The sequence below is a fragment of the Flavobacterium limicola genome, assembly GCF_003634755.1.
Taxonomy (GTDB): Bacteria; Bacteroidota; Bacteroidia; order Flavobacteriales; family Flavobacteriaceae; genus Flavobacterium; species Flavobacterium limicola.
In genome coordinates, this window is record NZ_RBXA01000001.1 from 775,701 (window position 1) to 788,658 (window position 12,958).

The 12,958-nt window shown below is 34.1% G+C and carries 14 protein-coding genes; 3 read left to right on the top strand and 11 right to left on the bottom strand.

Features of this window, described 5'->3' with window-relative positions; genetic code table 11:
* Positions 1–24: 24 nt before the first annotated feature.
* The 6 genes from BC952_RS03415 to BC952_RS03440 form a co-directional block, all read right to left on the bottom strand.
* Positions 25–1,128: a hypothetical protein gene (locus tag BC952_RS03415; RefSeq protein WP_121364255.1), complete on the bottom strand. Its 1,104-nt coding sequence runs from the start codon at positions 1,126–1,128 to the stop codon at positions 25–27.
* 80 nt (positions 1,129–1,208) lie between these two features.
* On the bottom strand, positions 1,209–1,403 hold the full coding sequence (locus BC952_RS03420; RefSeq protein WP_121364256.1) for a hypothetical protein: 195 nt from the start codon (positions 1,401–1,403) through the stop codon (positions 1,209–1,211).
* 96 nt (positions 1,404–1,499) lie between these two features.
* Positions 1,500–1,943, bottom strand: coding sequence for a hypothetical protein (locus BC952_RS03425; protein ID WP_121364257.1), 444 nt, complete (start codon positions 1,941–1,943; stop codon positions 1,500–1,502).
* A gap of 215 nt (positions 1,944–2,158) precedes the next feature.
* Positions 2,159–2,722 (bottom strand): ribosome recycling factor, encoded by a 564-nt coding sequence (gene frr / locus BC952_RS03430; RefSeq protein ID WP_121364938.1) that lies wholly within the window; start codon positions 2,720–2,722, stop codon positions 2,159–2,161.
* Positions 2,723–2,793: 71 nt separating this feature from the next.
* Positions 2,794–3,501 (bottom strand): UMP kinase, encoded by a 708-nt coding sequence (gene pyrH / locus BC952_RS03435; RefSeq protein WP_091207021.1) that lies wholly within the window; start codon positions 3,499–3,501, stop codon positions 2,794–2,796.
* Between the two features lie 68 nt (positions 3,502–3,569).
* On the bottom strand, positions 3,570–4,349 hold the full coding sequence (locus BC952_RS03440) for a patatin-like phospholipase family protein (RefSeq protein WP_121364258.1): 780 nt from the start codon (positions 4,347–4,349) through the stop codon (positions 3,570–3,572).
* Between the two features lie 105 nt (positions 4,350–4,454).
* Between BC952_RS03440 and BC952_RS03445 the strand changes: the two genes are divergently transcribed.
* Entirely contained in the window at positions 4,455–5,054 is a 600-nt protein-coding gene (locus BC952_RS03445) for a thioredoxin family protein (RefSeq protein WP_121364259.1), read from the top strand.
* A gap of 380 nt (positions 5,055–5,434) precedes the next feature.
* Here the strand turns inward: BC952_RS03445 and BC952_RS03450 are convergent, their stop codons facing one another.
* The 5 genes from BC952_RS03450 to BC952_RS03470 form a co-directional block, all read right to left on the bottom strand.
* Complete coding sequence (locus BC952_RS03450; RefSeq protein WP_121364260.1) at positions 5,435–5,977, bottom strand: hypothetical protein; 543 nt, start codon at positions 5,975–5,977, stop codon at positions 5,435–5,437.
* Entirely contained in the window at positions 5,970–6,671 is a 702-nt protein-coding gene (gene truB / locus BC952_RS03455; RefSeq protein WP_121364261.1) for a tRNA pseudouridine(55) synthase TruB, read from the bottom strand. The genes BC952_RS03450 and truB overlap by 8 nt, the downstream gene beginning before the upstream one ends.
* A 6-nt stretch (positions 6,672–6,677) precedes the next feature.
* The gene (locus BC952_RS03460) at positions 6,678–7,487 is read right to left on the bottom strand and encodes an undecaprenyl-diphosphate phosphatase (RefSeq protein ID WP_091166139.1); all 810 of its coding nucleotides are present in this window, start codon (positions 7,485–7,487) and stop codon (positions 6,678–6,680) included.
* On the bottom strand, positions 7,488–7,730 hold the full coding sequence (locus tag BC952_RS03465) for a DUF3098 domain-containing protein (protein ID WP_091166136.1): 243 nt from the start codon (positions 7,728–7,730) through the stop codon (positions 7,488–7,490).
* 71 nt (positions 7,731–7,801) lie between these two features.
* Positions 7,802–8,677, bottom strand: coding sequence for a cell division protein FtsX (locus BC952_RS03470; RefSeq protein ID WP_121364262.1), 876 nt, complete (start codon positions 8,675–8,677; stop codon positions 7,802–7,804).
* Positions 8,678–8,847: 170 nt separating this feature from the next.
* Between BC952_RS03470 and BC952_RS03475 the strand changes: the two genes are divergently transcribed.
* A complete protein-coding gene (locus BC952_RS03475) occupies positions 8,848–11,919 on the top strand; it encodes a leucine--tRNA ligase (RefSeq protein WP_121364263.1) in 3,072 nt (1,023 codons plus the stop codon).
* A gap of 189 nt (positions 11,920–12,108) precedes the next feature.
* On the top strand, positions 12,109–12,957 hold the full coding sequence (locus tag BC952_RS03480) for an alpha/beta fold hydrolase (RefSeq protein WP_121364264.1): 849 nt from the start codon (positions 12,109–12,111) through the stop codon (positions 12,955–12,957).
* The last annotated feature ends 1 nt before the right edge of the window (position 12,958 follow it).

Below are 12,958 nucleotides of genomic sequence, written 5' to 3' on the forward strand. Positions count from 1 at the left end.
TTATAGTTTTCATAATTTATAATTTTAGTTACAAGGACTTCCTTTGGGAGTTGCTGCTCCTCTAGGAGCATTGGAGTCTTCTGCATTTCGATTATTTTCTATTCTATTTCTGTCTGGGGAATTTTTAGGATATTTGTCATTAAAATATTGTAGACCATACATCGTTGACATTGCAATGTCTTCATAAAATTGTAAAGACAAACCGGGTTTAAATTCTTGTAAAATTGCAGCTATTTTCGGAACATAATTGTCAAACATTTGTGCATGTTGTGCATCGATTGTGCCAATATATGTTTTTGTAACGTATTTTTCATATAAACAATCATAATTATCATACGCACAATTATTTCCATTATTGTGAAAATCATCAAATAAAGCGAAGAAATGAGCATGAATTAACTCATGTATTATGATTGCAGCTACTGCTATATCTGTAGGAGGTTTTTGATTGTTATCTGTGCCTTTTATATATGTTTCTCTAATAGTTATGAGATAATTATTTTTGCTTAGCCACTTAGTATCCGCAATTGCTGCTGAATTATTTGGTGTTCCCATTACCATTTGTATTTTATATGTTCCATTTTCAGGGATGCCAAATTTTTCAAAGATACTTGCAATGTCATTTTGATTTAATTTTTTTAATTTATCCAGAACTCCCTTCGTACAAGGATCAAGTTTACTATCATCAATTTCATCTTCTATTGCTTCGGCAATTAATTTATTTTTTGTGTTTTCAAATGTTGCACTAGGATTTTCATTCATAAAATTAACCGCATTATTGATTAGTTCAATTTTTTCCAAACTAGTTATTTCATCCAAAATACTTTTCTGTGTCAAAGGATCAAGTTTTGACAAAAATTCACCATGAAAAAGTAAAAATTGAAAACTACTGAACTTAAAATTATTAATTGCATCAGGTTCATAAGAAGTCCCATTATATTGGTTGAATAACAATGGTATGTTACTAAAAGCATACGTTAGCGCGATTTGATTAGATTGGGTTAAGCCTCCATTTGTTCCTATCCAATAATTTGTGTAAGCTAAAAGCCATTCAGTACCGTCTACGACTCCTTTAATCTCATTATTTGAAATGTATAGGCTACTAATGAATTGATTGATCTGCAACATGTTTTGTACTGCGGGATCACTTAAATCGCCACTCTCATAATAATTAGGTGCAAAAATATTTAAACCAGTACTTTCGCTAGTTACACCACCGCCAGTTGTTGCTCCTGTATTACCTGAATAAGAATCACTAGGCGCAGTATTGTATTGATTCCATTGAGATGCTTGAGGCGTAAAATCTGATACTCCACCGGTTGAGCAAGCACTATCAATAACTTTAAAAACCTTAATTGTGGCTCTTGTTCTACCGTCGCTTTCATAACAACTTGGTCTGCCATCTAGATTGTTTTGGCATACTTCAACATCATCGTAATACCCTATTTGTAAGCAACCACCATTAGTTGTCCTGTGTGTTTTTAATGGATCTTCTATTTTTATAATTGATGTACTTTTATGGCACGAATAAAATCATCACTATTGTTAATTTGGTTTACTTGTTTATTTAAATAATAGGTCACCAAATAACTTTGAGGTTTTTCATTTTCTTTACATTCAACTACAATGTTCTGTTGAAAGGTTGCAGTAGGAACTTGAAAAATACGAAAAGAGAACGTTTCGTCATTGTTTTTTCTTTTAATGTATCGAATACTTTTTAAATCTATATCGTAATTAGATGCTGAGTTTATATCTTTATTTTTAGAAGTTGCTATGACTTTTTTAAGCTTAGCGGACTCAATAAAAGCTTTATTATTTATCTTTTTTAAGTCTTGAAAAGTAATCTCTTCATAGCTATAATCCCTTACATTACGGTTTGAGTCACTTTCTATAAGGAGCTCTTCCGTACTGCAAGACTGCAAAACACACAAAATTAATCCCATAATAAGTACAGGGACGAGCCACTTTAAATTAAGAGTTTGTTTGTTTGTTTGTTTGTTTGTTTGTTTTCATATTTTTTGGTTAGTTAATATTCTATAAAAATAAGAAATATTTTATAAATTATAATACCCACTTTTAATGATATTTACAAAAAACAAAAAACCCATCCAATTATACTAACTGGACGGGTTTCAAATGGGTAGGATTTGAGATTGTTTTAGACTTTCATGATTTCAGCTTCTTTCACCACTAAAAGTTCATCTATTTTACGGATATAACTATTGGTTAAGTTTTGAACTTCTTCTTCGGCAGTTTTGCAAATGTCCTCGGATGTTCCGTCTTTTTCAAGTTTTTTAATTTCTGTATTGGCATCTTTCCTTGCATTTCGAATCCCAACTTTAGCATCTTCGGCTTCTACTTTGGCTTGTTTGGCAAGATCGCGTCTTCTTTCCTCCGTTAATGCGGGAACGCTAATGATGATTACATCGCCGTTATTCATTGGATTAAAACCAATATTAGCCACCATAATTGCTTTTTCAATTACTTGCAGCATATTTTTTTCAAAAGGTTGCAACGTAATTGTTCTGGCATCAGGTACACTAATTTTTGATACTTGAGAAAGTGGTGTTGCTGATCCGTAATAATCTACAAAAACACTTCCAAGCATTGCCGGAGATGCTTTTCCAGCACGAATATTCAAAAATTCTTTTTCTAAATGCGCAATAGAACCTGTCATAGATTCCTTGGTACTGTCTAATATAAATTCAATTTCTTCAGTCATTTTTTTAGGTTTTGGGTTTTGGTTTTTAGATGTTTGGAGCAATCCAAGCACCTAAAACCAAGAACCATTAACTATATATTTACTACGGTTCCTATATTTTCTCCTTCACATATTTTCAGTAGATTCCCTACTTTATTCATGTCAAAAACTACAATTGGTAATTTGTTTTCCTGACTTAATGTAAATGCGGTGGTATCCATTACATTCAATCCTTTTTTAAGAACATCGTCAAAGGAAATGAAATCGAATTTCACCGCCGATGCATTTTTTTCAGGATCACAATCATACACACCATCTACACGAGTTCCTTTCAGGATAACATTGGCATTTATTTCAATACCACGTAAAACTGCTGCAGTGTCAGTTGTGAAATATGGATTTCCGGTTCCGGCTCCAAAAATTACAATTCTTCCTTTTTCAAGGTGACGATCCGCTCTTCTTTTGATATAAGGTTCTGCTATGGATTCCATTTTTAATGCCGTTTGCAAGCGGGTTTTCATACCTTTTTCTTCCAGTGCGCCTTGCAAAGCCATTCCGTTGATCACCGTGGCTAACATTCCCATATAATCTCCTTGCACTCTGTCCATTCCTGCACTTGCGCCAGCAACTCCTCTAAAAATATTCCCACCACCTATTACAATAGCGATTTCTACTCCTTTATCATGAATTTGCTTGATTTCGTCAGCATATTCAGCAAGTCTTTTTGGGTCAATTCCGTATTGCAAGTCGCCCATTAAAGCTTCGCCACTTAGTTTTAGAAGAATTCTTTTGTATTTCATGTGTGTGTTGAGTTGATTGGTGCAAATATAGAATATTCTTTTTTTTTTAATATAATGTTGCTTAAATTTTATAAACTAAGTTTTTCGTACGATTTTTTTGCGGCTTCATAGCCAATGTTAAAAACCGCATTCATCTTTACTTTGCTAGTTTCAAAGGTGCTATAAAGACACAAATCCTTTGGTTCTATCACCCAGTCGCAAATATTAAATTTATGCATATTTGAATTTGCCGAAAGTATATCAAAAGCTCTCGTGGTCACCGCTTTGATAGAACGTAAATCTTTAGCTTCTATTTTCTGAATCGGACTCACATAAACTCCTATTACGGTATCACATTGTCCTTGTAAAATATCGGTAGGAAAATGGTTTAAAATCCCGCCATCACTGTATATACTTCCATCTATTTCATACGGCGACAAAATTCCTGGGAAGGCAGAAGAGGCTAAAATAGCATCAACGATTTTTATTTTGGGACCAAATACTTTTAATTTGCCCCGAACCATATCAGTTGCTGTAATTTGAATCGGAATTTTTAAATCGCTTAAAACAGCATCGCCAAAAATACTATGAAAATAAATGCGGAAAGATTCGGAATCAATTAGTCCTGCTTTTTTAAAAGTGAGGTGTTTCCAATGAAAAAGATATATGGATTTGAAAAATTCTAAAATCTCTTCGGGTGTTTTTCCCCAAGCATACAATGCGCCAACAATTGAACCGGCGCTTGTTCCCGCAATTTGACACGGTTTGATATCTAGTTCTTCCAGAAATTTGATGACGCCAGCATGTGCTAAACCCTTAGAGCCTCCTCCAGATAGCACTAATCCTATTGATTTTGTTTTTAAATCCATCTTAACTATTTGTTATAAAATTACTCTTTTTGCGGAATTGAAAGTGATAGATATCATATTAATGCTTCTTTTTTATGGTAACTTTGTGAAAACAAATTATTCATTATGAAAATTCCAGTAGCCAAAGCATTGTTTAATAGCCATTCGTATTCTGAATACAGAAAACTTATTACAGATTTATTACTTGAAAAAAAATCAACCGGTGAAGAACAATCAGAAGATTTAACACATTATAGTGAACTAAACGAAACCAGAATGCACCGTCTTGATAAAACGATTCAAATATCGGAAGACATTATTCAGAAATTAAAATCCTTGAAAAGTGAATATATTTGGTTAGTGATTTCTGAAGGTTGGTGTGGGGATGCCGCACAACTATTGCCAATTATCAATAAGATGGCACTAGAATCAGGTAAAATTGATTTGAGGATTGTGTTGCGCGATGAAAACGAAGAGTTGATGAAGTTGTTTTTGACCAATAAAAATAAAGCAATTCCAATATTGATAATAGTAGATAAAGAAACGGGAAGTGTCCTCGGAAAATGGGGTCCAAGGCCTAAAGGAGCGGCCGATTTGATCATTGATTATAAGAAAGAATTTGGAGTTATTGATGAGACAGCAAAAACCAACTTACAACTGTGGTATTTGCATGACAAAGGATTAAGTACTCAAGAAGAAATAATTAATTTGATGCAAAATCTTTAATAGATTAAGTATATTTAGCTATAAGTTTCTCTATATCAAATAATTAATTTTTTTTGTATTAAAAAAAATTGTAAATTAGTGACCTACAACCAAGTCTGCTATTTGATTTACTTTTTTTATTGGTGTTTAAATATATTGTTTCACAATTTAAATAACATCGCTATGAAAAAGCTATTTGAAAAGGTTTATGATTATTTGTCTAATTTACTTTTTGGAGGTAAGAACATACCTCATTATTAAATTAATTTGGCGTAGCCAAGTAGAAAAAAGAGTATGGATTAACAGTACTTTAATTTTAGAAAAAACACATAATAAATCCAATTTTGTATTTATCATGTGTTTTTGCTTTTTATTCGAATGGAGGATTTAGGAAGTATTCTTTAAAAAGTGATTAAACAAAGTCCTAAACTGATGCTTCCAGTATCTTTTTGATTATTAATAGGAATCGCGTAATGGCTTAGTTCAATAAATATAATCAGATCGTTAGGTGTTTGAATACCCAAACTTATTTTTTTATAATCTCCCATTAAATCCCCGCGACCTAGCGCCATTGCTTTTCCTAAACCTAGTTGTAATGCAATTCGAGTATCCTCACTAATTTTTGGACTTAATTTTAAATTTCCAAATATAGGAACGACAACTAGTTTGTCTGTCCATCTCCAGTCTACACCGGAATGAATTCCTAAACTAATCCATTTGTTATGATGAATTCCATATCCTATTTTGCTGCTCAATCCATCGGGTAAAAACCATAAATTGTTAGTGTTCCCATTTAGATCAGTTTCGCCTCGATCCGGATTTCCTTTAATAGGAATGGCTACATCAAATTGAATGTAGGTAAATTTTTTATTTTGGGAAAAAGCAGAAAAAGTAAAAAACAAGAAAATGACTAAAGTTCGAAAAAGTCTAAAAACACTAATCATTTGATGCTAAACTATCTTCGAAAGCGATAACATCTATACCGTCTTTTACATCGTAATCTCCAATTTTTGTTCGGCGCAAAGCCGTTAAATGCGAACCGGAATTCATTGCTTTTCCAAAATCAAAAGCCAGTGAACGAATGTAAGTTCCTTTGCTGCAAACGACTCTGAAATCAACTTCAGGAAGTGCTATTCTGGTAATTTCAAATTCGTGAATGGTTGTTTTTCTAGTGGCAATTTCAATGATTTCTCCTGCTCTGGCATGTTCGTATAAGCGAACACCATCTTTTTTTATAGCCGAATAAATAGGTGGTTTTTGGTCTATTTCGCCTAGAAATTGTTTGACAGTTTCATGGATTAAAGCTTCGTCAATATGTTCCGTTGGGAAATTTTGGTCAATTTCCGTTTCTAAATCATACGAAGGCGTTGTGGCTCCAATGTGAAAAGTTCCGGTGTATTCTTTGGCTTGACCCTGAAGTTCAGTGATTCTTTTGGTGAATTTTCCAGTACAAACTAATAACAATCCAGTTGCCAAAGGGTCCAAAGTTCCGGCGTGACCAATCTTGAATTTTTTTGGCAGATTGAGTTTGGTGATTAATGCCCATTTCAATTTATTCACCGCCTGAAATGAAGTCCAATTCAAGGGTTTGTCAATGAGTAAAATTTGTCCATTTAAGTAATCTTCGGCTGTCTTCAAAGAAATTTATTTAAAGTATGAAAAGTAAATCAATAAAAAAATTCCTACGATTATTCGGTACCAACCCCAAGGTTTAAAACCGTATTTTTTGATGATTTCAATGAAGAATTTAATTGCTATAATGGCAACGATGAAAGCAACAACATTTCCTATCAAGAATAATTGTATGTTTTCGTTTGACTTTAAAATCAATTCGTAACCCTTCATTTGTGAAGACTCATAGGTTTTCAAGAATACAGAATAACAGGTAACGGCCATCATGGTGGGGACTGCCAAGAAGAAAGAGAATTCCGCTGCGGCATGACGCGTTAATCCTTGTTGCATTCCTCCAATGATTGAGGCAGCAGAACGACTTGTTCCCGGCATCATCGCTAAACATTGCCAAAAACCAATAATCACGGCTTTCTTTACCGTAATATCTTCTTCTTTGATAACAGTTGGACTTTGAAAACGACTGTCGATAAAAAGCAAAATTACGCCACCTAAAATTAATACAATCGCAATGGGAATTGGATCCCCAAGAACTGCTTCAATTTTATCATCGAATAATTTTCCTAAAACCAATGCTGGAATTACGGCACAAATCAGTTTAATGTAAAAGTTGAATTTGGAGAAATCGAAAAATTTCTTCCAATATAAAGCGACAACCGCCAAAATGGCTCCAAATTGGATGGAAACCTGAAAAAGTTTCACGAAATCATCCTCTTGAATTCCGAAATAAGAACTTAGAAAAACCATGTGAGCAGTCGAGGAAACAGGAAGATATTCTGTTAATCCTTCTATAACAGCAATCAAAAATGCTTGTAATGTATTCATTTATGCGTTTTTGGGATTCTTAAGAATGGCATAAATGGTAATTCCAAAACCGATTAAAACAGTTGTTGGCGCCAATCTAATTCTTCTGAAATTGAAAATGTCTTCGCTAAATACATTTGGATCGTCACTTCCGCCGCCTGACATTAGAATAAATCCCAAGGCAATAACTCCAATCCCAATTAATAAGATTTTGTAATTTATTTTATCAAAAAGAAATTCTGGTTTCTGTTCGTTGTTTTTCATTTATGCTGAATTTAGTTCAGCATCTAAAAATGCCGAATGATAATGAGTTTATATTAATCAACTAATAAATATTAGTATAAATCGTCTGTTCTCAAGTTCAAGAAACGTTGTGTAGCAAAGTACGTGCTTAACCAAGTAATTAAAACGCCAATTCCTAAAACGGCCAATAATACCAAGCCAATCATAGCTTTATCTTCTAAAATACCAAGATTTGGAAAACTGGTTTCAACATAAATTAAAACACCAATTAATGCTAAAACTGCCAAAACTGCTCCAATCATTCCCAGTTTTATGCTTCGCATCACAAATGGTTTTCTGATAAAGGCTTTTGTAGCGCCTACCATTTGCATGGTTTTGATGATAAATCGGTTCGAATGTATCGATAAACGCAACGAGCTATTAATCAGTAATACGGCAATAACAGCAAGGAATCCGCTGATTATTAAAATCCACATACTTACTTTTTTGATGTTGTCGTTTACTAAATTCACTAATTGTTTGTCATAAACAATGTCTGAAATCATTGTGTTTTTGCGCAAGCCACTTTCAATTTTTGCAATACTGTCCTTAACAACGTAATCTCCTTTTAAGTGAATGTCGTAGGAGTTTTGCAAAGGGTTTTCACCAAGAAATTCCATAAAATCCTCGCCAATAATATCGGTATGTTCTTTAGCAGCAGCTTCTTTGGTGACGTAAGTATATGATTTTACGAATGGACTAGTTTTTATTTGGGTTCCAAAAGCTTTCACAATGCTGTCATTGGCTTCATTCTTGAAAAAAACCGTCATGGCAATATTTTCTTTGAAATCGTTGGCTAATTTTTTAGAATTTATAATAAAAAGTCCCAATATTCCCAATAGAAACAAAACTAAGAATACACTTAGCACTACTGAAAAATAAGAGGAAATTAACCGGCGTTTTTGAAAATTATCAAAGGAAGAACTCATAGTTTATTGAAATTATTGGGTAAAAATAATAAAGAATTTCTTTATTTAAAGTTAATAACGTTCAAAGTTTCAACTTTCGTACAATAAACGTAAATTTGGCACCTAAAAATAGTCATCGTGAGAAAGCTTTCGCAGCTTTGTCCCTTTGCAACTTTGCAACTTTTATAGAAATGAAATACAATCCGAACGAAATAGAGGCCAAATGGCAGAAATATTGGTTAGAAAACCAAACGTTTAAAGCCGAAAACAATTCAGAAAAACCTAAATATTACGTGCTTGACATGTTTCCTTATCCATCTGGAGCGGGATTACACGTAGGGCATCCACTGGGATATATCGCCTCTGATGTGTATTCCAGATACAAAAGACACCAAGGTTTTAATGTTTTGCACCCCATGGGCTACGACAGTTTTGGGTTGCCTGCGGAACAATATGCGATACAAACGGGACAACGTCCGGAAGATACGACTTCAGTAAATATTGACGGTGGAACGGATAAAGAAGGAAATAAAATTGCGGGATACAGAAAGCAATTGGACAAAATTGGATTTTCGTTCGATTGGAGCAGAGAAGTACGTACTTCAAATCCAGATTATTACAAGCATACACAATGGATTTTTATCCAATTATTCAATTCTTGGTACAATAAAAACAGTGATAAAGCCGAAGATATTTCGACTTTAGTTTCCATTTTTTCAACAGAAGGAAATGCGAATGTCAATGCGGTTTGCGATGAAAATATTGAGGTATTTTTAGCAAATGAATGGAACGCTTTTGCAAAAGAACAGCAGGAGAGAATTTTGTTGCAATACAGATTGACTTATTTAGCCGAGACTGAGGTGAACTGGTGTCCGGGATTAGGAACGGTTTTGGCGAATGACGAAATTGTTAATGGCGTTTCAGAACGTGGCGGTTTTACCGTTGTTCGAAAGAAAATGACACAATGGAGCATGCGAATTTCGGCTTATGCAGAACGTTTGTTACAAGGTTTAAATGATATCGATTGGAGTGAAAGCATCAAAGAAAGTCAAAGAAACTGGATTGGAAAATCCGTTGGAGCAACTGTAGAATTCAATGTTCAGAATTCAGAAGCTAAAATTGCGGTTTTCACGACAAGACCTGATACTATTTTTGGAGTTACGTTCATGACATTGGCTCCGGAACACGAATTAGTTTCTCAAATTACAACTGCAGAACAAAAAGCGGAAGTGGATGCCTATATAGAAAAAACCTCAAAACGTTCCGAAAGAGAACGTATGGCTGATGTGAAAACTATTTCTGGAGTATTTACAGGAGCGTATGCGGAACATCCGTTTACGAAAGAGCCTATTCCGGTTTGGATAGGCGATTATGTTTTGGCTGGTTACGGAACAGGCGCGGTTATGGCGGTTCCTTGTGGTGACGAAAGAGATTATGCTTTTGCGAATTTCTTCAAAGGTCAAAACGGAATGCAGGAAATCAAGAATATTTTTGATAAAGACATATCGGAAGCTGCTTTTGGAGCCAAAGAAGGTTTTCAATTAGTAGATTCTGATTTTCTAAATGGATTAGATTATAAGAAAGGAACTCAAAAAGTAATTGAAGAATTAGAAAAATTAAACCAAGGAAAAGGAAAAACGAATTACCGTTTGCGTGATGCTGTTTTCTCTCGCCAGCGTTATTGGGGAGAACCGTTTCCCGTATATTATGTAAATGGCTTGCCGCAAATGATTGATGCGCAACATTTGCCAATTATCTTGCCGGAAGTTGAGAAATATTTGCCAACCGAAGAAGGTTTACCACCTTTAGGAAATGCTACGGTTTGGGCTTGGAATACCGAAACGAATGAAGTAGTTAATACTGATTTAGTCGACAATAAAACGATATTTCCTTTAGAATTGAACACGATGCCAGGTTGGGCGGGAAGTTCTTGGTATTGGATGCGTTATATGGATGCGCACAATGAGAATGAATTTGCAAGCAAAGATGCTTTGGCATATTGGGAAAGTGTGGATTTATACATTGGCGGAAGCGAACACGCAACCGGACATTTATTGTATTCCCGTTTTTGGAACAAATTCTTAAAAGACAAAGGTTTTGCGCCAACGGAAGAACCATTCAAAAAACTGATCAATCAGGGAATGATTTTGGGAATGAGTGCGTTTGTTTATGGTGTTTGGGTGGAAATTATCCATTCTTATTCTGCAAAAGATACTTTTAATGATGAGATTGATCTTATTGATGTTGAATGCCCACGTCCTTTCTTTGTAGGTATTTCGAAAAATATTTTCGAATCAAGTCAGTTTAAAGCTGATGAATATGGTATTATAGATAACGCTGTTTTAAGTGATTTAATTAGGAATAAGTTTTCTGAACTGAAGTTTAGAGATTTGGAGGTAAATGCAGATGAGGAATTCTACGACTATAGATGTTCTTTAGTAAAACTACACACAGATGTTAATTTAATAAATTCTTCTGATGAATTAGATGTCGAAAAGTTTAAAGTTTGGAGAGAAGATTATGCAGATGCTGAATTTATTTACGAAGAAAACGGAAAATACATAGTAGGTCGCGAAATCGAAAAAATGTCGAAATCCAAATACAATGTAGTTACTCCTGATGATATTTGTAATGAATACGGTGCTGATACGTTGCGTTTATATGAAATGTTTTTAGGACCATTGGAACAAGCGAAACCTTGGAATACAGCTGGAATTTCTGGAGTTTTTGGATTCTTGAAAAAACTGTGTCGTTTGTATTTTGATGATAATGGTTTGATTGTGACCAACGACGAACCAACAAAAGACAACTTAAAATCATTGCACAAAACCATCAAGAAAGTGGCGGAAGATATTGAAGGCTTCTCTTTCAATACGTCAGTTTCTCAGTTTATGATTTGTGTGAATGAATTGTCCGCTCAAAACTGTCATTCTCGCGCAATTTTGGAACCATTAGCAATTGTGATTTCGCCTTATGCACCTCACATCGCGGAAGAATTATGGTCGTTATTAGGAAATACGGGTTCGATTGCAACCGTTGATTTCCCTGTTTTTGAAGCTAAATATTTAGTAGAGAGCGAAAAGGAATATCCAGTTTCTTTCAACGGAAAAATGCGTTTCACGATGGTTTTACCTTTGGATTTAACCAAGGAACAAATCGAAGAAATTGTTATGAAAGACGAAAGAACCATAAAACAATTAGAAGGCAGAACGCCAAATAAGGTGATTATTGTTCCGGGGAAAATCATCAATTTGGTGGGGTAATTTCTAGGATTTTATTATTTTTAAATTCCAAATTCCAATTTTACTATTGGGATTTGGAATTTTTTTTGCCCTATTTTATAAGCATTAAGGAGTTTAAATTTATTTTTTTTTGAAAACTTTTGTAACATTTTAATAGTTGCCGTATCCAAAGGACGGATCCGATTAATTAACAATTTAAAACTATTAAAAATGAAAAAGTATATTCTAATTATTGTTGCAATTGTGTTTTCTGTTATGTGTTCTAATGCATTTGGACAAAAAAAATCATATCCGTTTGAAGTCGTAAAATCAGGAAAAGGAGAACGATCCATTGTATTTATTCCTGGATTTGCAAGCTCAGGTGATGTTTGGAATGAAACAAAAGCGAATTTTGAAAAAGAGTTTACCTGTTATACTTTTACGATGGCTGGTTTTGCCGGAGTTCAACCACAACCAAATCCTTCATTTATAAATTGGGAAAAAGAAATTGTGAACTATATTCAAGAGAATAAAATCGAAAAATCAATTATCGTTGGTCATAGTATGGGCGGAGGACTTGCATTAGCTATCGCTTCTGATTATCCAGACTTAATTGCTAAAATTGTAGTTGTTGATGCGCTTCCTTGTTTGTCGGCTTTAAGAGACCCTTCTTTTAAGTCACAGGAAAACAATGATTGTACTTCAATGAATAATCAAATATCGGCTATGTCAGAAGACGAATTTTATCAAATGCAAAAAAGAAATATGGCGATGCTTGTGGCTGATGCCTCAAAGCAAGACAAAGCAATTAGCTGGAGCATGAAATCAGACAGAAAAACGTTTAGCGAAATGTATTGTGATTTTTCCAATACTGATTTGAGAGATAAAATAGTGGCAATAAAATGTCCTTCGTTAATATTATTAGAATATGGTTTTGCTAATTATAAAACGCCTATCGAAGCACAGTTTGTAAATTTAAAAACGGCCAGTTTTCAGTATGCTACTAAAGGTTTACATTTTATAATGTATGATGACAAAGAATGGTATCTGGCACAGCTTACCAATTTTATAAAATCGTAAT

What these genes read in the sequence shown, in the direction of transcription:
- BC952_RS03445 (WP_121364259.1), top strand. Translation starts at nt 4,455, where the DNA reads ATGAAAATTCCAGTAGCCAAAGCATTGTTTAATAGCCATTCGTATTCT.
- frr (WP_121364938.1), bottom strand. Translation starts at nt 2,722, where the DNA reads ATGACTGAAGAAATTGAATTTATATTAGACAGTACCAAGGAATCTATG.
- BC952_RS03415 (WP_121364255.1), bottom strand. Translation starts at nt 1,128, where the DNA reads ATGTTGCAGATCAATCAATTCATTAGTAGCCTATACATTTCAAATAAT.
- BC952_RS03440 (WP_121364258.1), bottom strand. Translation starts at nt 4,349, where the DNA reads ATGGATTTAAAAACAAAATCAATAGGATTAGTGCTATCTGGAGGAGGC.
- BC952_RS03460 (WP_091166139.1), bottom strand. Translation starts at nt 7,487, where the DNA reads ATGAATACATTACAAGCATTTTTGATTGCTGTTATAGAAGGATTAACA.
- BC952_RS03470 (WP_121364262.1), bottom strand. Translation starts at nt 8,677, where the DNA reads ATGAGTTCTTCCTTTGATAATTTTCAAAAACGCCGGTTAATTTCCTCT.
- pyrH (WP_091207021.1), bottom strand. Translation starts at nt 3,501, where the DNA reads ATGAAATACAAAAGAATTCTTCTAAAACTAAGTGGCGAAGCTTTAATG.
- BC952_RS03450 (WP_121364260.1), bottom strand. Translation starts at nt 5,977, where the DNA reads ATGATTAGTGTTTTTAGACTTTTTCGAACTTTAGTCATTTTCTTGTTT.
- BC952_RS03420 (WP_121364256.1), bottom strand. Translation starts at nt 1,403, where the DNA reads ATGGCAGACCAAGTTGTTATGAAAGCGACGGTAGAACAAGAGCCACAA.
- BC952_RS03465 (WP_091166136.1), bottom strand. Translation starts at nt 7,730, where the DNA reads ATGAAAAACAACGAACAGAAACCAGAATTTCTTTTTGATAAAATAAAT.
- BC952_RS03480 (WP_121364264.1), top strand. Translation starts at nt 12,109, where the DNA reads ATGAAAAAGTATATTCTAATTATTGTTGCAATTGTGTTTTCTGTTATG.
- BC952_RS03425 (WP_121364257.1), bottom strand. Translation starts at nt 1,943, where the DNA reads ATGGGATTAATTTTGTGTGTTTTGCAGTCTTGCAGTACGGAAGAGCTC.
- BC952_RS03475 (WP_121364263.1), top strand. Translation starts at nt 8,848, where the DNA reads ATGAAATACAATCCGAACGAAATAGAGGCCAAATGGCAGAAATATTGG.